The organism is Propionispira arboris (assembly GCF_900109225.1).
GTDB classification, from domain to species: domain Bacteria; phylum Bacillota; class Negativicutes; order Selenomonadales; family Selenomonadaceae; genus Propionispira; species Propionispira arboris.
Genome location: NZ_FNZK01000012.1, coordinates 1 through 19,730 on the forward strand (window position 1 = coordinate 1; position 19,730 = coordinate 19,730).

General features: G+C 39.4%; 19 protein-coding genes, 2 tRNA genes, 1 other RNA gene and 2 riboswitches. Of the genes, 19 read left to right on the plus strand and 3 right to left on the minus strand.

The genetic code is table 11. The features are described from left to right. Window positions 1-219 (minus strand): transposase (locus BMY14_RS11965; RefSeq protein WP_483878440.1); only part of this gene is annotated, 219 nt, incomplete at its 3' end. Window positions 220-451: 232 nt separating this feature from the next. Then, window positions 452-931, minus strand: coding sequence for an LptA/OstA family protein (locus BMY14_RS11970; RefSeq protein WP_019553227.1), 480 nt, complete (start codon window positions 929-931; stop codon window positions 452-454). Window positions 932-1,064: 133 nt separating this feature from the next. Here BMY14_RS11970 and BMY14_RS11975 point away from each other — a divergent pair, with 133 nt between their 5' ends. The 14 genes from BMY14_RS11975 (at window position 1,065) to BMY14_RS12040 (ending at window position 12,620) form a co-directional block, all read left to right on the plus strand. Then, complete coding sequence (locus BMY14_RS11975) at window positions 1,065-2,060, plus strand: deoxyguanosinetriphosphate triphosphohydrolase (protein WP_019553226.1); 996 nt, start codon at window positions 1,065-1,067, stop codon at window positions 2,058-2,060. A 337-nt stretch (window positions 2,061-2,397) separates the two neighbouring features. Beyond that, window positions 2,398-4,188: a DNA primase gene (gene dnaG, locus BMY14_RS11980; RefSeq protein WP_091832076.1), complete on the plus strand. Its 1,791-nt coding sequence runs from the start codon at window positions 2,398-2,400 to the stop codon at window positions 4,186-4,188. A 55-nt stretch (window positions 4,189-4,243) separates the two neighbouring features. Next, window positions 4,244-5,368: an RNA polymerase sigma factor RpoD gene (gene rpoD / locus BMY14_RS11985; RefSeq protein WP_019553224.1), complete on the plus strand. Its 1,125-nt coding sequence runs from the start codon at window positions 4,244-4,246 to the stop codon at window positions 5,366-5,368. Window positions 5,369-5,429: 61 nt separating this feature from the next. Continuing rightward, a tRNA-Asn gene (locus BMY14_RS11990) sits at window positions 5,430-5,505 on the plus strand. A 9-nt stretch (window positions 5,506-5,514) separates the two neighbouring features. Continuing rightward, a tRNA-Ile gene (locus BMY14_RS11995) sits at window positions 5,515-5,589 on the plus strand. A gap of 160 nt (window positions 5,590-5,749) precedes the next feature. Next, a complete protein-coding gene (locus BMY14_RS12000; protein ID WP_091832079.1) occupies window positions 5,750-6,439 on the plus strand; it encodes a tRNA (adenine(22)-N(1))-methyltransferase in 690 nt (229 codons plus the stop codon). Then, window positions 6,430-7,548 (plus strand): Nif3-like dinuclear metal center hexameric protein, encoded by a 1,119-nt coding sequence (locus tag BMY14_RS12005; protein WP_091832082.1) that lies wholly within the window; start codon window positions 6,430-6,432, stop codon window positions 7,546-7,548. The genes BMY14_RS12000 and BMY14_RS12005 overlap by 10 nt, the downstream gene beginning before the upstream one ends. A 61-nt stretch (window positions 7,549-7,609) precedes the next feature. Continuing rightward, window positions 7,610-7,719: riboswitch (TPP riboswitch) on the plus strand. 82 nt (window positions 7,720-7,801) lie between these two features. Beyond that, entirely contained in the window at window positions 7,802-8,002 is a 201-nt protein-coding gene (gene thiS / locus BMY14_RS12010) for a sulfur carrier protein ThiS (RefSeq protein WP_177177581.1), read from the plus strand. A gap of 1 nt (window position 8,003) precedes the next feature. After that, complete coding sequence (locus BMY14_RS12015; protein WP_091832089.1) at window positions 8,004-8,789, plus strand: thiazole synthase; 786 nt, start codon at window positions 8,004-8,006, stop codon at window positions 8,787-8,789. A 1-nt stretch (window position 8,790) separates the two neighbouring features. Continuing rightward, window positions 8,791-9,894 carry a 2-iminoacetate synthase ThiH gene (gene thiH / locus BMY14_RS12020; RefSeq protein WP_091832092.1) on the plus strand — a complete coding sequence of 368 codons (1,104 nt, stop codon included), beginning with the start codon at window positions 8,791-8,793 and terminating at the stop codon, window positions 9,892-9,894. Next, the gene (gene thiF / locus BMY14_RS12025) at window positions 9,891-10,493 is read left to right on the plus strand and encodes a sulfur carrier protein ThiS adenylyltransferase ThiF (RefSeq protein WP_091832095.1); all 603 of its coding nucleotides are present in this window, start codon (window positions 9,891-9,893) and stop codon (window positions 10,491-10,493) included. Before thiH ends, thiF begins: the two co-directional genes overlap by 4 nt. Before the next feature lie 26 nt (window positions 10,494-10,519). After that, complete coding sequence (gene thiE / locus BMY14_RS12030) at window positions 10,520-11,173, plus strand: thiamine phosphate synthase (RefSeq protein ID WP_091832363.1); 654 nt, start codon at window positions 10,520-10,522, stop codon at window positions 11,171-11,173. A gap of 66 nt (window positions 11,174-11,239) precedes the next feature. Beyond that, window positions 11,240-11,593: RNase P RNA component class A (gene rnpB / locus BMY14_RS12035), an RNA gene on the plus strand. Between the two features lie 197 nt (window positions 11,594-11,790). Beyond that, window positions 11,791-11,952: riboswitch (cyclic di-AMP (ydaO/yuaA leader) on the plus strand. Between the two features lie 5 nt (window positions 11,953-11,957). Then, window positions 11,958-12,620: a C40 family peptidase gene (locus BMY14_RS12040; RefSeq protein ID WP_091832098.1), complete on the plus strand. Its 663-nt coding sequence runs from the start codon at window positions 11,958-11,960 to the stop codon at window positions 12,618-12,620. Between the two features lie 204 nt (window positions 12,621-12,824). On the opposite strand, the gene BMY14_RS12045 is transcribed toward BMY14_RS12040, so the two are convergent. After that, window positions 12,825-13,877: a nicotinate phosphoribosyltransferase gene (locus tag BMY14_RS12045; protein ID WP_091832100.1), complete on the minus strand. Its 1,053-nt coding sequence runs from the start codon at window positions 13,875-13,877 to the stop codon at window positions 12,825-12,827. Window positions 13,878-13,996: 119 nt separating this feature from the next. Here BMY14_RS12045 and folP point away from each other — a divergent pair, with 119 nt between their 5' ends. The 5 genes from folP (at window position 13,997) to topA (ending at window position 19,716) form a co-directional block, all read left to right on the plus strand. Further along, complete coding sequence (folP, locus tag BMY14_RS12050; protein WP_342741767.1) at window positions 13,997-15,202, plus strand: dihydropteroate synthase; 1,206 nt, start codon at window positions 13,997-13,999, stop codon at window positions 15,200-15,202. Beyond that, window positions 15,202-15,564 (plus strand): dihydroneopterin aldolase, encoded by a 363-nt coding sequence (gene folB / locus BMY14_RS12055; RefSeq protein WP_091832106.1) that lies wholly within the window; start codon window positions 15,202-15,204, stop codon window positions 15,562-15,564. The genes folP and folB overlap by 1 nt, the downstream gene beginning before the upstream one ends. Beyond that, window positions 15,565-16,050 carry a 2-amino-4-hydroxy-6-hydroxymethyldihydropteridine diphosphokinase gene (folK, locus tag BMY14_RS12060; protein WP_091832109.1) on the plus strand — a complete coding sequence of 162 codons (486 nt, stop codon included), beginning with the start codon at window positions 15,565-15,567 and terminating at the stop codon, window positions 16,048-16,050. Window positions 16,051-16,345: 295 nt separating this feature from the next. Continuing rightward, window positions 16,346-17,440 carry a DNA-processing protein DprA gene (gene dprA, locus BMY14_RS12065; RefSeq protein WP_091832112.1) on the plus strand — a complete coding sequence of 365 codons (1,095 nt, stop codon included), beginning with the start codon at window positions 16,346-16,348 and terminating at the stop codon, window positions 17,438-17,440. Then, window positions 17,437-19,716, plus strand: a complete 2,280-nt coding sequence (gene topA / locus BMY14_RS12070; RefSeq protein ID WP_091832115.1) for a type I DNA topoisomerase — start codon at window positions 17,437-17,439, stop codon at window positions 19,714-19,716. Before dprA ends, topA begins: the two co-directional genes overlap by 4 nt. Window positions 19,717-19,730 lie beyond the last annotated feature (14 nt).

Genomic DNA, 19,730 nt, shown 5'->3' on the forward strand with positions numbered 1-19,730 from the left:
CATAAATCCGAATAAGATTGTTTTCAACATGCTGGTCGGGTTATACCTGATACGTCCAGCAAAGTGAGCTGGAACATTTTTCAGGTATTTCTCCAAGTCGATTTCCTCCATAAATCGGTCAAAAACCAGCACGGGATCACAGATATTCAGATAATCTGAAATAAACAGTGGCAAAACTGCCTGTTTTGTTTTAAAATAATGTATGTTTGAATTTTTCATGTGCTATGTAAAATTTTAACACAAAAAGAGGATCAGCGGCTCTTTCGAGCTAGTGATCCTCTTTTGTTTTTATAGGGGCATTATTTCACAGCCCCTTTTTTGCTGTTATATTAAGTTGCATTAAATATCGTCATGAATGGGGTATTATAGGGCTCCGTGGCGTTATGTAGGAATCAAACGATGCCCTATACCCCATTCATGGCAGTCTAATAGGCTAGAGGCAACTTATATATTATAAAATAGCATTGTCTTTTACGTTATAGCTTATATACGTAGCTGAAGATTGTTGACCATTGTTATTTACGTTGACGTTATTATAAAACTCAGCAATTTTTGTATCCCAGTTATATGTTACAGAATCGGCTGTGATCGATAAACCACTTCGTTCGAGATCAACATTTCCTTTAATGGAAGCTTCTTTTTTACTGCCGTTGACGTAAACGCTATCGCCGGTAAAGGTAATATCATCTTGCAAAACGGTAATGTTTCCCTGCCCCCATACTTCAAAAGAAGAAATATTCACTTGTGCTTTGTCGGCTGTAATGATACGAGAATCTGTGGCGATGCGGACATTGCCTTCAAGAATATATCTGCCTGTATTAATATCAAGATAATTTGAATCAGACGTGATGGTCGGTTTGCTGGCAAAAGCTGCCGCCGTCATCAATGTTAGGATTGTAAAGGTAAGAAAAAACAGTTTAATTGATTTCATGTATTGACTCCTTTCTATCTCAGATTATATTATAACAGATCTAGGTTTCAAAAATATAGGTACAGTGAACTAAAAATTTTCTTTCTTAGAATAGATGTTATATAATGAAAGAAAGACATTGGAGGTGTAAAGGTTGAATATACGTGAACGAACGGAGCAGCTTGAATATGATATTTTATCGCCCTATGCCAGTAAGAGTAAAGAAGCAAAGCGAGTGACTCTGGAGATTGACTGTCAGTTTCGAACGAAATATCAACGAGATCGTGATCGTATTTTACATGCGAAGTCTTTTCGACGTTTGAAACATAAAACCCAAGTTTACATAGCTTCAGGTGACCATTATCGTACACGAATGACTCACAGCTTAGAGGTATCACAAATTTCTCGAACCATTGCCAGAGGTTTACAGCTTAACGAAGATTTAGTGGAAGCGATTGCTTTAGCTCATGATGTAGGGCATACACCATTTGGTCATGCCGGCGAAGAAACGATGCAGCGTTTAGTGGGCCATTTTTCGCATAATGAACAAAGTTTGCGTGTGATTGAATATTTAGAGAGAGATGGTAAAGGTCTTAATCTTACCGTCCAGGTTAAAGATGGGGTTGTGAATCACACAGGGAAAATAACACCGAAAACATTGGAAGGCCGTATTGTTAAAACAGCGGATCGTATTGCCTATCTATGCCATGATTATGATGATGGGATGCGGGCTGGAATGTTGAAAAGTGGAGATTTGCCGGCCGTTGTGAAAAAAACGTTAGGGATCGATCCGTCTAAGATGATAACAGCAATGGTATCGGATATGATTGTTTCATCGATTGACCAAGCTGATATTTTTATGTCACCGGAATTCGTTGAGGTCATGAATACCTTTCGAGCTTTTATGTTTGAAAATATTTATCATTCGAATATTCTGGCCAAAGAGCGTGCTCAGGCTGGTTTTGTCATTGAACAGCTTTATCTTTATTTTATGAAGCATTTTGATCGTTTGCCCAAAGAATTTTTACATCGCGAAGAGAATTGGGGTAAACAAATTGTAGTTGTTGATTATATAGCAGGCCTTACAGATAGTTATTCGGTGCAGTTATTTAATGAAATTTTTATGCCGCCAATCTCGATTCGTTTATAAAAAACAACAGATTGTTTTGAAAGATCGTGGGGAATGATTTTGCTAAAAAATCGTTCTTTTTTTTTGCTGAGAACAAAATTATAAAAGAATGTCAATAGGGAAAAAGGATATTGATGATTTATATTGAATATATTTAACAAAGAGTAAGATGAAATCGCAAGATATTGGGTTAAAAAATATAGACTCACAGATATGCAGTTGTGAAAGTTGTTTGAAAAAAGCAGGAAAATATAAAATCTTAGCGAATTTAGGTTTAAGTATTTATATTTTGTTTGAAATAGAAGAATGTTTTCACAGCATATAAGTAAATCGAAGAGCGCAATGAAAGGTGAATTTAATGGAAGGCAATATGATTTATGATGACTTTGTTGAACGTGTGCGCTCAGAATCTGATATCGTAGCAGCAATTTCTGAATATGTGGCTTTGAAGAAAAAGGGAAATCGATATTGGGGCTGTTGTCCTTTTCATAGTGAAAAGACACCATCTTTTTCTGTACTGCCGGAGAAAGGCTTTTTTTATTGCTTTGGCTGCCATGCAGGCGGAAATGTTTTTAAATTTATTTCGATGATTGAGAATTTATCTTATTTTGATGCAATCAAATTCCAAGCAAATAAGCTGAATATACCATTGCCGCAACGGGAAAAAACCGAGCAGGAAGTAATCAGAGAACGTGAAATAGCAAAACTATATAAAGTTCATGAAATGGCTCGAGATTTTTTCCATGCCTGCCTGACAAAAACGAAATATGGTATACAGGCCAAGACATATTTTTTACAGCGTGGAATCAATGAGAAAATTATTGCAGATTTCAAATTGGGGTTTGCCCCGCAGTCTTGGAGCAAATTGTCTGAGGCATTTCAAAAAAGAGGTATCAGCGATGAACTGCTAATTGAATCCGGCTTGGCAGCAGAACGATCATCAGGCGGTGTCTATGATCGCTTCCGCAACAGGGTTATCATTCCTATCTGCGATGAACGCAGTCGGGTTGTGGGGTTTGGCGGCAGAGTATTAGATGATAGTCAGCCTAAATATTTAAATTCGTCGGAAACGCTTATTTTTAATAAAAGGCGTCTTTTATTTGGTCTTGACCAAGCAGCAAAATCAATTAAAGAAAGCGGTTTTGTTATTGTAGTTGAAGGGTATATGGATGCTATAACAGCACATAATAGTGGGATTAAAAATGTAGTTGCTTCCTTGGGTACAGCATTTACATTGGAGCAATGTAAAAAAATACTTCGTTATGCACCAGAAATTCGTTTTGCTTATGATAGTGATAGTGCTGGACAAAATGCAACGATTCGGGCTCTTTCTATTATTCGTGGCAGTGGTGCAAATGTAAGGATTATTTCAATTCCTGATGGAAAAGATCCAGATGAATATATCCGTAAACATGGATCAGCACAGTTTCGTAAGTTGATTCAAGATGCATTGCCGTTGGTTGAATATCAAATGAAACGAGCTTTTAGTGAACATGACTATTCTACACTGGAAGGAAAAGTAGCGGTGGTTGAAAAACTCACACCGATATTGGCGGAGATGAATAATGCAGTTGAATTGAATGCATATATTACCCGTATATCACAAGTTATAGGTGTTGATGAAGGAGCCATTCGCAGTGAAATACACAAATCTTCAGGATTGGCTCGTACGCGAATGGTAAAGCCATTAAATTCGAGTATGCGTACGATTGCTAAAAAAGTAGATAATGCCGTAATTCAAGCTGGTCGTCATGTTATCAATACGGTATGGATGGATACTAGCATTCTGCCTTATTTGGATGCACAGCTAAGGGTGAATGAGTTTCAAACAGATATGCATCGCGAAATTATACAATTTTTATCAGACAGCTACAAAAATAAGAAGACAATCAATGATCTTACAGCATCTTCGCATTTGAGTGAAAAAGCCAATGCGGAACTATCACATTGTCTGCTGGATGAATTGGAGTCTGAGGACAGACTGCAGTTACTGGATGATTGCATAAAAACAATTCATTTAGCATATTTAAGGAAATTATATGAAGAACATCGCTTGAAGGCAGATGAATTAGAACGTATGGGGGATGAGGGCTTTGTGCAGGAGCTTGCAGAAAGTCAGCGAATAAAAAATGAAATTGACAAAATATGATTTAAAGCAGTGGGAAAATTTAATAAGTGTAAGTATACGGAAAGGAGGTATGTAAATGGCTGAAAAGAAACAACATTTGTCGGCGCACAGTGCAGAAATAATTGAAAAGCTATTGAATAAAGCTAAAAAACGCGGTGCCGTTCTTACGTATACGGAAATTGTTGACGCTTTTCAAAGTGAAGAGCTGTCGCCAGAAGAAATCGATGATATGTATGAGATCTTTACGGGAAAAGGTATCGATATTGTCGATGAAATTGCTGATTCAGATCACACGGATGATACGGATGTTCAGGGACTTGACAAAACTGACGGCGATGAAAATGAAATTGATTTAAGCATTCCGGAAGGTATCAGTATTGATGATCCGGTTCGTATGTATTTAAAGGAAATTGGTCGTGTACCTTTATTGACCGCAGAAGAAGAAGTCTTTTTAGCGAAACGCATGGAAGAGGGCGACGAAGAAGCAAAACGCAGGCTGGCCGAAGCAAATCTTCGTTTGGTTGTCAGCATTGCAAAACGGTATGTTGGTCGTGGAATGTTGTTTCTTGATTTAATTCAAGAAGGAAATCTTGGACTGATTAAGGCTGTAGAAAAATTCGACTATAATAAAGGCTATAAATTCAGTACGTATGCAACTTGGTGGATTCGTCAGGCCATTACCAGGGCTATTGCCGATCAAGCGCGAACGATTCGAATCCCTGTGCATATGGTTGAAACAATCAATAAATTGATTCGGGTATCCCGCCAGCTTTTACAAGAACTTGGCCGAGAACCCGCTCCAGAAGAAATTGCCAAAGAAATGGAAATTACAGTAGAACGGGTTCGCGAAATTATGAAAATTGCGCAAGAACCAGTATCGCTGGAAACGCCAATTGGTGAAGAAGAAGATTCCCATCTTGGTGATTTTATTGAAGATCAGGATGCACCGGCTCCAGCTGAAGCTGCCTCCTTTATGTTACTGAAGGAACAATTGGAAGAGGTTTTAGAAACCTTGACGCCGCGCGAGGAAAAAGTGCTTCGCCTGCGCTTTGGTCTTGATGATGGTCGGGCAAGAACGCTTGAAGAGGTTGGACAAAATTTTGGTGTGACGAGAGAACGTATTCGCCAGATCGAAGCGAAAGCCTTGCGAAAGCTTCGCCACCCAAGTCGTAGTAAGAAATTAAAGGATTTTCTTGAATAAATTTACAAATTTTTCTTGACATGATAAATGTCATTTTGTATAATAGCTGATGTTGGCATATTCCTTGATAGCTCAGTTGGTAGAGCAATCGGCTGTTAACCGATCGGTCGTAGGTTCGAGTCCTACTCAAGGAGCCATTTTTTTAAGGGCCTATAGCTCAGCGGTAGAGCAACCGGCTCATAACCGGTCGGTCCCTGGTTCAATCCCAGGTGGGCCCACCATTTTATAAAGAATTTGGGTAATAGATTCGCTACGTGTATTTCTGCTTATTAAGCGGTTTCATAGCAGTTTTATTTTGGTATTACCCATCAATGTAATACATTTGATGCAAAGCAGAGTCTGCTTTGCATTTTTTTATATTTGAAAAATGGAGGAAGTATAATGAATTTAGGACCGCGTTTATTATCGGTGGCAAAGTTTGTTCCCAAAGGTTCAGTGGTGGCAGATATTGGCACAGATCACGCTTATTTGCCTATTTCGTTGGTAGAAAATAAAATTGTGGATAAAGCCTTTGCTTGTGATATACATGCGGGACCTTATCAGGTGGCTCAAAAAACAATTTTAGCGGCGGGAGTATCGTCACAGATTGATGTTCGTTTTGGTGATGGTATTACTGTTTTGTCGCCAGGTGAAGTTGATGTGTTGACGATTGCGGGCATGGGGGGAGCTTTGATGGTTGATATTTTAAGCAAATGTCCCCGTGTTACAGCTGATTTAAAAGGAGTGGTTTTGCAGCCGATGAATGGAGCAGCACTTCTGCGTTCCTGGCTCTACCAAAATGGCTGGAAAATCGATGAGGAAGATCTTGTTTTTGATGAAGGCCGCTTGTATGAAGTGATGCATGCTGTTCATGGGCATACCGCAATGCCAGAAGATATTTTAATGGAAATTGGTCCAATGCTATGGCAAAGCCATCATACTTTATTGCGTCAGCATATTGAAAATTTGCTTTTTCAAAGCAAACGTGTTTTAACGGGAATGGCAAGCAGTGAACAGGCAAAACAAAGTGAAAAATATTCCTTTGTTTTAGAAAAAATAAAAGAATTGGAGGCTCGAATGCAATGTCTGTAAAATGTCAGGTTGTAATGGATATCATGGATAAGGTTGCACCACGTATTCTTGCTGAAAGCTGGGATAATGTTGGGCTATTAATTGGCAGTCCGGCACAAAATATTGAGAGAATATTGGTTTGTCTCGATGTAAGTGAAGCGGTTATTGAGCGGGCTGTGCAGGAAAACTATGATTTAATTATCGCGCATCATCCACTAATCTTTAAACCAATAAAAAATCTGCGAACGGATCTTCCCTTGGGCCGCATGATTGGCAGACTTTTGAAACATGACATTGCTGTATATGCGGCACATACGAATCTTGATACTGTCCGTGGTGGTGTGAATGATGTTTTGGCTGAACTTTTGCTTTTGAAGAATGTGAAGCCATTAGACATTAGCTATGAAGAAGAACTTGTCAAGCTAGCGGTATTTGTTCCTATGGAGTATAAGGATGTTGTACAGACGGCAATTGGCAATGCTGGGGCAGGTCAGATTGGCAATTATTCACATTGTAGTTTTTCGGTGATTGGTGTGGGGCAATTTTTGCCGCTTTCGGAGGCAAAGCCGTTTAAGGGGAACTGTGGTATTTTGGAAACCGTAAATGAAATTCGTCTGGAGACGATTTTGCCAGCTAAAATTTTAAATAAAGTTGTTAAGGCTATGCTGAAGGTACATCCTTATGAATCGGTGGGGTATGATGTATATTCACTTAAAAATAAAGGCAACTTGGAAGGTATGGGACGAATTGGTGAACTAAACGAACCCACTACCATTGATGAGTTTGCTAAAATTGTAAAAAATGCTTTGTCGACAAATCAATTACGCGTTGTAAAAAGTGGCAATAAAGTCGTTCGGAAAGTAGCTCTGTGCAGCGGCAGCGGGGCTGAATTTATCGGGAAAGCAGCCTATGCTGGTGCGGATGTATTTGTTACCGGTGATGTTAAATATCATGAAGCACAAAAAGCGGTTGAACAGGGAATTCACCTTATTGATGCTGGACATTTTGGCACAGAGATGCCCGTGGTACAAGTTTTGGCGGAACGATTGCGTTCTTGTATGGAAAAGCAAGGCCGTCAGGTCGAAATTATTGCCGATGATACGAGTCGGGATTTTTTTACTGTAATTTGATGATTGACGTAGCTGAAAAAAAGAGTTAAACTAAATTTGTTACAGAGAATTTGTGTAACACAATAGATTGCTAGGGAGCTCATGTTATGGGCTGAGAAAGGGCTATTAAGCACCTGACCTGTTACCTGATCGGGATAATGCCCGCGTAGGAAGTGCAAATGTGTATTATATACGCCTATCCTATATGGATAGGCGTTATTTTTTGCTCACTATGTTCAGGCGGCATGAAAATACGAAGAGAGCTGGTGTTGACATGGAGATTGTAGTAAATGGGAAAGAAAATATCATTCAGGAAAATATGAGTTTAGGTGATTTTTTGCTGGGAAAAGGTTTTTTGCCTAAAAAAGTCGTGGTTGAACATAATGGTACAATTATTGCAAACAAACATTGGTATGAAATTATCTTAAGCCCACAAGATCGCTTGGAAATTGTTACCTTTGTAGGGGGTGGCTGAAATGGAAGATCTATTTACGATTGGCAATACACAACTACAGAGTCGGTTATTAATTGGTACAGGAAAATTTTCTTCCAATAAAGATATGCCAGGGGCAATAGAAGCAGCGGCTGCCAAGATTGTTACCGTGGCGCTGCGTCGGGCGGATAGTGCTTATGAAGCAGAAAATATTTTAAATTACATTCCGAAAACTTGTATTTTGATGCCAAATACTTCAGGTGCCAGAACGGCAGAGGAAGCGGTTCGGATTGCTCATATGGCACGAGCTATGGGGTGTGGAGATTGGATTAAAATCGAAGTTATTTCCGATAATCGCTATCTTTTACCGGATAATCAAGAAACAATTAAAGCAACAGAGATCTTGGCAAACGAGGGTTTTATTGTTTTGCCATATATGAGCCCAGATCTAATGAGTGCGAAACGTTTGGTAGATGCTGGGGCGGCAGCGGTAATGCCGCTGGGCGCACCGATTGGCAGTAACCGTGGCTTGCAAACAATTGAACTGCTTCGAATCTTGATTGATGAAATTGATCTGCCGATTATTGTAGATGCCGGAATTGGCAGACCGTCAGAGGCTGCTGCTGCTATGGAAATGGGAGCTGCAGGCGTTTTAGTCAATACGGCAATTGCTACAGCTACAGATCCGGCAACGATGGCTCATGCCTTTAATCTGGCTGTACAGGCGGGACGTAGCGCTTATTTGGCTGGCTTGGGGAGAGTTATGCCAAGTGGAGCGGCCGCATCTTCACCGCTTACTGGTTTTTTGCGTGATGGGGAGGTTCTTTGAAATGAGCTTTTTGCAAGAAATGGAAAAGTATAAGGATCTGGATTTGCCGGAGTTTTTTTCGAAAATCAAAGATCAGGATGTTTTGTCTGCTTTAAGGAAAGAAAAATTGAATTGTTATGATTATTTAACGCTATTGTCACCAGCAGCAGAAAGTCATTTAGAGGCGATGGCGCAGCGTGCTCGGAGAATGACAATCCAAAATTTTGGTAAAGTAATGCAGCTTTTTACACCGATGTATATTGCGAATTATTGTGACAATCTTTGCGTTTATTGTGGCTTTAACCATGATAATGTGCTGGAACGAAAACAACTTACCATGGCGGAAGTCGAAGCAGAAGCTCAAAAAATTTCGGAAACGGGACTCAAGCATATCCTGATTCTTACGGGAGAGTCACAAAAATACAGTTCCATAGAGTATATTTTAGCAGCAGTACAGATCCTTAAAAAATTTTTTACAAGCATTAGTGTAGAAATCTATTCCTTGACGGAAGAAGAATATGTAAGAGCCGTTCAATCTGGTGTGGATGGCATGACAATGTTCCAAGAAGTTTACGACAGCTCGATATACAAAGAACTTCATTTGGCTGGTCCGAAAAGTATTTACGAATTTCGCCTGGATGCACCGGAACGGGCTTGCCGGGCCGGAATGCGCAATGTCAATATCGGAGCACTTTTGGGGCTGAATGACTGGCGTAAAGAGGCTTTTTTTACAGGTGTTCACGCCGATTATTTGCAACATGCTTATAAAGATGTGGAAGTTGCAGTGTCGACACCGCGCATGCGTCCTTGTGCAGCCGGATTTTCACCGCGTGTTATTGTTAATGATGTAAATCTTGTTCAGTATATTACGGCTTATCGTATATTTATGCCACGTAGCGGTATTACTTTGTCATCCAGAGAAAGTCGCATGATGCGGGATCATTTGGTGAAGCTTGGTGTGACAAAAATTTCCGGTGGTGTGACCACTGCTGTTGGCGGACATACAAAAGGTGAAGATTCAAGCCAGTTTGATATTTCCGATACGCGGTCGATTGAGGATATGGCGCAGATGCTCTACAGCGAAGGCTATCAACCAGTTTATAAAGATTGGCAGGGATTGTATTGAATGCATTTGAAGCAGGCCTAAAAAAATATTTATCGACTGAACAAATTGTTAAAATTCAAAGGACTACGGTTGGTGTTGCCGGAGCTGGCGGACTTGGTTCAAATTGCGCTAATATGCTTGTTCGATCGGGTTTTAAAAAAATAACGATCGTTGATATGGATGAAATTGAAGCTAGTAATTTAAACAGGCAGAATTATTTTTTTAAACAAGTCGGAACAGCAAAGGTGGAAGCTTTGGCAGAACTTTTGTATAAGATTAATCCAGATCTTGAACTTAATATTATCAATAAAAAAGTGGGTGAAGCAAATATTAACGAGCTATTTCATGGTTGTAGTATTTTAATAGAAGCATTTGATAAACCGGCATATAAAACTCTATTTGTCGAAACGTTTGTGGGTAAAAAAGACTTTGTCGTAGCGGTATCAGGATTAGCAGGTTTTGGCAATAGTGATCGAATTAAAACTCATAAAATCCGCAATGATTTTTATATAGTGGGAGACCTTACCAGCGGCATTGATCATTTTCCGCCGCTGGCACCCGGCGTAACGATTGCAGCTGCGAAACAGGTGGATTTGGTGTTGGAACATGTTATTGGATAATGTTATTGGATAATGGGGGAATACGTATGCGCTCTTTAGGAATGGAAAATTTCAAAAAAACAAAGATTTATGCTTTAACGGATGAAGCTTTGTCAAAAGGTCGCAGTAATTTAGAGGTTGTAGATCAACTAATTCAAGCAGGTATTACGTTTTTGCAATATCGTGAAAAAGAAAAAACAGCTAGAGAAATGTATGAACAGTGCACTGCCATACGTAAAATGACACGTGCCGCCAACGTTACCTTTGTTATTGATGATTTTGTTGATTTGGCATTGGCCGTCGATGCGGATGGTGTTCATATTGGACAAGATGATCTACCCGTACAGAGCGTGCGCAAACTGATTGGACCAGATAAAATATTGGGGCTGTCGACGCATTGCCTCGCACAGCTTCATCTGGCTGAAAAATCAGGTTTTGTTGATTATATAGGTGTAGGTCCTGTTTTTGCCACACAAACAAAAAAGAATGTCAGTGCACCAGTGGGCTTGGATTTTGTTAAATATGCAGCGACTCAGGGGAAACTTCCTTTTGTTGCAATTGGGGGCATAAAAGAGCATAATATTGCAGAGGTATGTGGTGCGGGTGCTCAAACTATGGCAGTTGTTTCAGCGATTGTTGGTGCAGAAGATATTGGAGCAAAAGTCAAGAGTTTGCAAAGCCTTATGAATATTTCATGTTAGCAGTATGAAACTTAGTTTGACATCTATTTAGCCGAGTGATATAATCACATAGTTATCAAACGACTGTGAGTATGAAAAATAATCGCGAGTGCCTCGAGGCATTTGAGGAAAGTCCGGGCTCCATAGGGCAATGTGCTGGATAACGTCCAGCGAGGGTGACCTTAGGGAAAGTGCTATAGAAATTTAAACCGCCTGATTTTATCAGGTAAGGATGGAAAGGTGCGGTAAGAGCGCACCAGCAGTTAGGTGACTAACTGGCTAGGTAAACCCCACACGGAGCAAGACCGAATAGGGAAGGGATGATGCTGCCCGCGGAACCTTCCGGGTTGTGTCGCTTGAATCAGTTGGCAACGGCTGATCTAGATAAATGATTATTGCCGCGTAAGCGGAACAAAACTCGGCTTAATGATTGCTCATAGTTTGCTTAACAAAAATTAAACTGTCGGATTTTCCGGCAGTTTTTTTATGCAGTTTTGCTAAGATAAAGCCGGAAACGTAAGCAAAAGTGCTTTTATAAAAAACAGAATATTTTTAATACGTAAGAAAAAAGTTGAAGAAATACAAAAAATATCCTTAAAAGAAGGATAAATGTATTTATTGTCGAATTGAGTAGGCTGAGGATAAATAAGCCGAATCTAACTCAGGAACGGGGAAACCAATTTGTGTTTTGGGGTGAATTTTGTTGCTTTCATAAGGAGTTATGAATATAACAGCAAGGGTGGTCTTCTTCTCTACCCTAACCCGTCAGCTAACCTCGTAGGCTAATTAAGAGAGGAGTGACCTTTTGAGTAAAGTGTTACGTATTTTAATGCTGTCTTTAGTGATGGTGTGCTGGTTTTCGATTGCAAATGCATCCGCATTTCGCATTGGTGACCAGGGCGATGAGGTAGCAGGAATCCAAGGGGAATTAGCAAATTTAGGTTATGATGTAGTAGCGGATGGTGCTTTTGGACCAGCTACAGCAGCCGCGATCAAAGAATTTCAGCGATCTAGAGGTTTGTCTGTGGATGGACTTGTCGGAGATTCAACATATCGTGCGTTGATGGGGCGTTCCATTCCAGAAGTCAGCCGTGGATCAAACTACATTTCACGTCGCGTGATTCAATCATCACTGCAATATGTGGGGGTTCCTTATGTTTTTGGAGGAACTTCACCAAATGGTTTTGATTGTTCGGGCTATGTGAGTTATGTTTTTGCTAATGCCGGTATTTCTTTACCACGCACAGCAGACGCACAATATGAAGTTGGCAGTCCAGTTTCGTATGGTGATCTGATACCAGGAGATTTGGTGTTTTTTTCTACATATGACTACGGGGTTTCCCATGTTGGCATATATCTTGGGAATGGAAATTTCATCAATGCATCTTCCAGTCGTGGTGTTGCGGTTGATTCTTTGTCGAGTTCCTATTGGAGTTCATGTTATGTTGGGGCACGTCGAGTGCTTTGATTGTTGTGAGGAGACAGATGTCTCCTCTTTTTTTATGCAAAAAAACACCGTAGCCATAAATGGTGCGGTGCTTTTTGAGGCACATTGTTCTTAATTTGTAAAAATTGTATCCCAAAAAGAATAGGTAAATACAAGTACAATTAAAAAAAACAGAAATATATCACCAAGAGAAATTTCCATCTATAAGAGCCTCCTTTAGAAAATTTACTCCACAAATTCCAATCGTGGATTTAAAATAAAATGACGACCAGCTTTAGCACATGGCTTGCCATCGACTAAAACAATATCAGCGGTAAAGTCAACGCTGGTAGCAAAGATACTGCTGCCGACAGCATAGACATCAACTGGTACATTTTTTTCTTCAAACATACGAATCCGTTCGGGGTTAAACCCACCGGAAACCATGATTTTCACGTGTTGAAATCCTTCTTTATCAAGTGCTTCACGAACATTACGTACAAGTTGTTCGTTCACGCCAGTTGGTTTAAAGTGTCCCATTTGTCCGATCAAGGAAACATCGACCATTTTATCGGATGTATCTAAACGCACGCCATAAAGTTTATTGCCTAGTTCTCTGGCGACAGCAAGGCTTGTATTGACACAGTCATTATTAAAGTCAACAAGTGCAACGCGGCTGATATTTGGATCCATATATTTATCAAAAGCACGTGTTGCTTTTAAGGTATCGCCGCCACAGGCAGCAATGAGAGAATGTGGAATCGTTCCGGCTGCTTCGATACCCCAGGAAACGGCGTTGGCAGGTGTGGAAATGCCGCTCATGCCACCAATTTTAGCAGCATAGCCATCTGATTCTTGGACTGCATAATGATCGAATCTTGATGGAAAAAATAAAACTGGTTTTCCGTTAGCTGCCTCGACGGTACGTCTGGTATTGGTTGCTACCTTTGTTTGCCTGGCTAGTGTGCCCAGGTAAACTGTTTCGAGATGGGAGAAATCAGCAAGATCACCTTCAATGGTCATAACTGTTTCCCAGGGAACGATTTGATCGCCGTCATGCAGGGCTTTGATTGTGAGCTTTTCAGGGTGATACGCACAACGTTTAATGATAGCGATTGCCTCATCTATACCGCACAAGGTGGCATAATCACGCTGGAAAATCTGCACCGTAACACGAGGGTGATGATCGGCTTGATTTAAGATTTCCTGTGTTCGTAAAAAATAAATATCGCTGTAGAATCCACTGCGGATTTTTTCGACAGGAAAATCGAATGAGTTTGGATCTAATCTTTTTTTCATTTTAAAATTCCTCCTGGAAATGATATGCGTAAATATATTTGATTTGCAAAGATTTAATTATGTATCCTAGTTATGATACAATAAAAGTGTATTGAGTAGCAATAGGGGGAGCGAAATTGGTGGAAAATATACAAATTAATATTTTAGAAATATGTAGTTTGAAACAGGCCGTTACTGAGCTGAAAAAGATTGACTGTGACCCTGCGGGAGTAAAACTTATGCAGGATAAAGCCGTTTTTAAAATAATTAAGATTGAAAAAATGAAATGCAAGGCGGCTAATATATTAAAGCAGACTTTTTTGGGAAAAGGCGGCGATGTGGCAGTGTCTGGTCATTCTGCGGATTTAAGCAAGGAGTATACATCCGTGCTGATTATGGCAACTTTAAAGCAGTATAAGCAGGCACTTATTCAATTGAAAATGCAGCCATGGGGTCTTAAACAGATTGGTGAAAAAATAGAAAACATTTTAAAAAATGTCAATACCTTACCAAAACGTATTTATTCATGGAAAGATCGGCAGCTGGTTTTAGACGGTGAGATAAGTCTCGTCATGGGTATTTTGAATCTTACGCCAGATTCTTTTTCGGATGGTGGTTCATATAATGAACTAGATACAGCGATTCGTCATGTCGAAAAAATGCAAGCAGATGGAGCTGATATAATTGATATTGGTGCTGAATCAACGCGTCCTTACGATGGTGGACAAAAAATTTCAGCAGCAGAAGAAATGGACCGTCTTTTGCCTTTTTTGCAAAAAATTTTGCCGCATTGTAGTGTACCTGTGTCGATTGATACCTACAAAGCAGAAGTAGCAGAAGCAGCTCTTGCCATGGGGGCGCATATAATCAATGATATTTGGGGACTGCAACAAGATGTTTTAATGTCTTCTGTTGTGGCAAAATATGATGTTCCGGTTATTGTTATGCATAATAAAACGGAAATTTCTTATCCAATGGGTGTAATGGCTGATATCCAGCAATTTTTAAGCAGGAGTATTGCAATTGGTATAGAAAAAGGAATTAAGGGCGAAAATATAATCATTGATCCTGGTATTGGTTTTGCTAAAACAGTTGAAGACAATATTGAAATCATGGGTCATCTGGATCAATTCCAAAATTTAGGCTGTCCAATATTACTGGGAGCTTCGCGAAAAAAATTTATTGGACATGTTTTGGAGTTACCTGTCAATGAACGCCTTGAGGGAACGATTGCTGCTTCGGCGCTTGGTAAAATCAAGGGTGTGCAAATCCATAGAGTTCACGATGTCAAAGCTGTGAAACGTACTTTGATGATGATGGATGCAATGATAAGGAGTGAAATATAATGACAAAAATATTAATGAGTAATCTTATGTTTTATGGGTTCCATGGGGTATATGAATATGAAAGAGAACAAGGACAAAAATTTTATTTTGATGTGGAAATGACGACAGAAAACGATAAAGCTTCGTTAACTGATGATTTAAAAGATGCCGTAGATTATGCGTCGGTATATCAGTTTGTCAAAGAAATAGTTGAAAATAAACGATTTCAATTATTGGAAGCATTAACAGGGCATATTGATGATGAAATATTAAAAGTCTATTCGGTGGTTCGTTCGGTGACAACACGTGTGCGAAAACCATCTGTTCCAATATCAGGCCCAATTGATTTTGTTCAAGTAGAAACGACGCGGAGCCGTAAATAAATGATTTTTTTAGGATTGGGTTCTAACATTGGAAATCGAGAAGAAAATATTAAGCTGGCAATTCGCAGTTTGTCTCAAAATCCCAATGTTACAGTTGTACACAGTTCATCCTTGTACGAGACGGAACCGGTTGGTTATGTTGAACAGGCATCTTTTTTGAATGCGGTTGTTCAAATTGACAGTTGTTTATCACCGCGGAAAATTTTGACCATTTGCCAGAAAATAGAAGCACAAATGGGGCGTGAGCGAATAATCCATTGGGGTCCCAGAAACATTGATATAGATTTACTGAGTTACGACGGTATTATACTAAATACAGCAGATTTGATTTTACCGCATCCTTTTTTAGCCGAGCGCCGCTTTGTCTTGGTCCCCTTGGCTGAAATTAGTGAAAGTGTAATTTTAGATACTTTTACAGCGAAAGATTTACTTCTGAGGTGCAAAGATCCTGGAGAAGTGAGAATCTATAAGACGGAAAATTTCTAAATTTTTCTATGAATTTACAAAAGCACTCTTTTTCTTCTGAGTAATTAAGTATCACTAGAGAAAAAAGAGTGCTTTTGTTTTATCTGTGATTTTATTTTCGGCAGGCTAATTTTAGTAAAAAAATATTAACAAAAGATTCAGAATAGACAATAATGCAATTATAATATGAAAATTAATGAAAAAATATCCATTCGTGTGTTGCAAATTATGCAAGTTCTTTGTATTATAAGATAATGCCATAAATTTTAGTGGGTAAATAAATGTAGTGGAAAAATATTGCTGGGCGGCGATGAGCTTGGAAAAAATGTTTTTGGCGATGTTACAGATGATACCCGGGATAGGTAATGCGCGTTTACGCAAACTGGTTTCTTATTTTGGCAATGGAGAAAAGATTTGGAAAAGTTCGGTGCAAGATGTATGGCAGAGCAAATGTTTGGATCGTGGCAGTTATGAAAATTTTTGCGAGTTTAAGAAAAATCCAATCGATATAGATCTGCTGGCGGAAAAATGGTACAAGAAAAAAATAAAATTGTGTACATACCTAGATGCAGAATATCCAGAACTATTAAAAAATATATTTAATCCACCTTCTGTTTTATTTTATCGAGGCATATTGTCTGGAGAAAAACAAAGAGTCGCAATTGTTGGCTCACGAAAAACTTCTGCATATGGCAAAGCTGCCGCAGAAAATCTAGCTGGTGATCTGGCTGAGACGGGTATAGAAATAATAAGTGGTGCAGCGCGCGGTATTGATACGGCAGCGCATACAGGTGCATTGAAAAAAGGGCGGACAATTGCCGTATTAGGTTGTGGTGTTGATGTCGCTTATCCAATAGAAAATAAACATTTATTAGAAGAAATTGTGGAAGCGGGTCTGGTTGTATCTGAATATCCACCAGGAACGACCCCGAATGCTAAGTTTTTTCCGGCTAGAAATCGTATTATCAGCGGCTTGTCCAGGGGTGTTATCGTCGTTGAAGCGGCAATTAAAAGTGGGTCACTGATTACAGCTGAAATGGCGCTTAGTGAAGGCCGGGATGTATTTGCCGTGCCAGGGAGTATTTATTCTGAGCAAAGCAAAGGCTGTCACAAGCTGATTCAACAAGGGGCGAAACTTGTTTCTTGTGCGAAAGATGTTTTGGAAGAATATTCATGGAATGAATCGAAATGTAATATAGATAAGAATGTGATAAATTTATCAAATGAAGAAAAAGCTGTTTATGAAAATTTATCATATGATCAGCCATTGTCAATTGATGAAATTATTTTAAAATCAAGAAGTGATGCATCTAATATCACTTGTATATTATTACAAATGGAATTGCGTGGTTTAGTGGTAGAGCACGCCCCGCATTGTTATGTTCGTGCTGTTAAGGAGGGCGTTTTGTGAGTAAATCACAGGAAAAAACACTGGTTGTTGTTGAATCACCAGCAAAGGCCAAAACTATAGAAAAATATTTAGGAAAAAATTATATTGTAAGGGCATCCATGGGACATTTGCGTGATTTGCCGAAAAGTCAGTTCGGCATTGATGTCGAAAATGATTTTATGCCTAAATATATTAATATTCGTGGCAAAGGTGATTTAATTAAGTCATTAAAGAAAGAAGCCAAACATGCCGATAAAGTATATCTGGCATCCGATCCGGATCGTGAAGGTGAAGCGATTGCCTGGCATTTGGCACATATATTGAATATAGAAGAACATGAAGCCTGCCGAATTGTGTTTAATGAAATTACAAAACCAGCGATTCAAGAAGCTATAAAAAGCCCGCATCCGATTAATTTAGATCGTGTTGATGCGCAGCAGGCAAGAAGAATGCTGGACCGAATTGTTGGCTATAAGCTTAGCCCATTGCTTTGGCGTAAGATAAGAAAAGGTCTTAGCGCGGGGCGTGTACAATCTGTAACGGTTAAGTTAATCTGCGACCGCGAAAAAGAAGTACAAAACTTTATATCAGAAGAATATTGGACAATTGGTGTTCAGCTTCGCGAAAAACCTAAATCTATTCTATTTGATGCGGAATTGATTACGGCTCAGGGTGAAAAACTGGCAATTGGCAATGAAGAACAAGCAGCAATTGTTACAGATGCTTTGGAAAAAGAAATATTTTGTGTTCAGGAAATAAAAAAACGGCAGCGACAGCGTAAAGCGGCACCACCGTTTATTACGAGCAGTCTGCAGCAGGATGCATCGCGTAAACTTGGTTTTACATCTAGAAAAACGATGATGCTGGCGCAGCAGCTTTATGAAGGCATTGATCTTGGTCGTAAAGGTCCGGTTGGTTTAATTACTTATATGCGTACAGATTCAACACGGGTTTCTGAAATTGCGCAAAAAGAAGCTAGAGACTATATTGAACAGGAATTTGGTATAGACTATGTGCCTGAAAAGCCACCAGTTTATGCGGTGGGGAAAAAGTCGCAGGATGCACATGAGGCTATCAGGCCAACAAGTATCGAATTTATACCGGCTGAAATCAGCAAATATTTAGCTAAAGATCAACTGAAAATTTATACATTAATTTGGGAACGTTTCATTGCCAGTCAAATGAATCCGGCTATTTATGATACATTGACAATTGCAATCAAGGCAGGAGAATATGGACTAAGGGCAGCGGGGTCGCAGCTTATATTCCCAGGTTTTACGGCAGTTTATACAGAAGGTAAAGAAAAGAAAGATAAGGATGTATTTTTACCAGAACTGAAAATTGATCAGAAGCTTATGCTGCAAGAAGTTTTGCCAAAACAGCATTTTACTGAACCACCACCACGTTATAATGAAGCTTCTCTGGTTAAAATTCTGGAAGAAAAAGAGATTGGCCGCCCAAGTACGTATTCGCCGATTATCGAAACGATTTTGGCACGTGGTTATGTTGTACGTGTGGAAAAGAAATTTGAACCGACAGAACTAGGTTTTGTTGTGATTGATATGTTGGAAGAATATTTCAAGTCTATTGTTGATGCAAAATTTACGGCAACGCTAGAGAATGAATTGGATGAAATTGCTGAAGGAAAAGTGGAAAAAAACCATTTATTAAGGGAATTTTATGGCCCATTTGCCAAAACATTAGAACATGCTGAAGAAGCCATTGGTCATGTTGAGCTTCCTGTTGAAGTATCGGATATACCTTGTGAATTATGTGGTCGTATGTTGGTTGTAAAACAAGGCCGTTATGGCAAGTTTTTAGCGTGTCCGGGTTTTCCAGAGTGCCGTAATACAAAACCACTATTAAAGGAAATGGGCGTATCTTGCCCGAAATGTGGTGGGAATATTGTGGAACGTCGTACAAAACGAGGTCGTGTATTCTTTGGCTGCAAAAATTATCCTGATTGTGATTATGTTACCTGGGATACGCCGCTGAAAGAGAATTGTCCCACTTGTACGTCATTTATGTTGAAACATCATTACAAAAATGGCAGGGCATTGCTGTATTGCAGTAATGAAGCTTGTGAAACCCGCGTGGATCATCCAATTAATAAAGAACTTGAAAAACTTCGTGAAAAAGCAACGGCAAAAGAGGCAGCTAAGAGAGAGCCTGAGTCCGCTACTGTGCCTGTAAAGGCAGCCCCCAAAAAAACGAGAAGTAAAGCAAAAAAAACAACTGCGAAAAAACCAGTTAGTAAGAAGCCGATACTAAAGAAAAAAATTGAAATAAAAGAATAACATTTATGCAGATG

Coding starts and splice junctions, on each gene's coding strand:
- BMY14_RS11970 (WP_019553227.1), bottom strand. CDS start 931: ATGAAATCAATTAAACTGTTTTTTCTTACCTTTACAATCCTAACATTG.
- dnaG (WP_091832076.1), top strand. CDS start 2,398: ATGGAAGGCAATATGATTTATGATGACTTTGTTGAACGTGTGCGCTCA.
- rpoD (WP_019553224.1), top strand. CDS start 4,244: ATGGCTGAAAAGAAACAACATTTGTCGGCGCACAGTGCAGAAATAATT.
- BMY14_RS12000 (WP_091832079.1), top strand. CDS start 5,750: ATGAATTTAGGACCGCGTTTATTATCGGTGGCAAAGTTTGTTCCCAAA.
- BMY14_RS12005 (WP_091832082.1), top strand. CDS start 6,430: ATGTCTGTAAAATGTCAGGTTGTAATGGATATCATGGATAAGGTTGCA.
- thiS (WP_177177581.1), top strand. CDS start 7,802: ATGGAGATTGTAGTAAATGGGAAAGAAAATATCATTCAGGAAAATATG.
- BMY14_RS12015 (WP_091832089.1), top strand. CDS start 8,004: ATGGAAGATCTATTTACGATTGGCAATACACAACTACAGAGTCGGTTA.
- thiH (WP_091832092.1), top strand. CDS start 8,791: ATGAGCTTTTTGCAAGAAATGGAAAAGTATAAGGATCTGGATTTGCCG.
- thiE (WP_091832363.1), top strand. CDS start 10,520: ATGCGCTCTTTAGGAATGGAAAATTTCAAAAAAACAAAGATTTATGCT.
- BMY14_RS12045 (WP_091832100.1), bottom strand. CDS start 13,877: ATGAAAAAAAGATTAGATCCAAACTCATTCGATTTTCCTGTCGAAAAA.
- folB (WP_091832106.1), top strand. CDS start 15,202: ATGACAAAAATATTAATGAGTAATCTTATGTTTTATGGGTTCCATGGG.
- folK (WP_091832109.1), top strand. CDS start 15,565: ATGATTTTTTTAGGATTGGGTTCTAACATTGGAAATCGAGAAGAAAAT.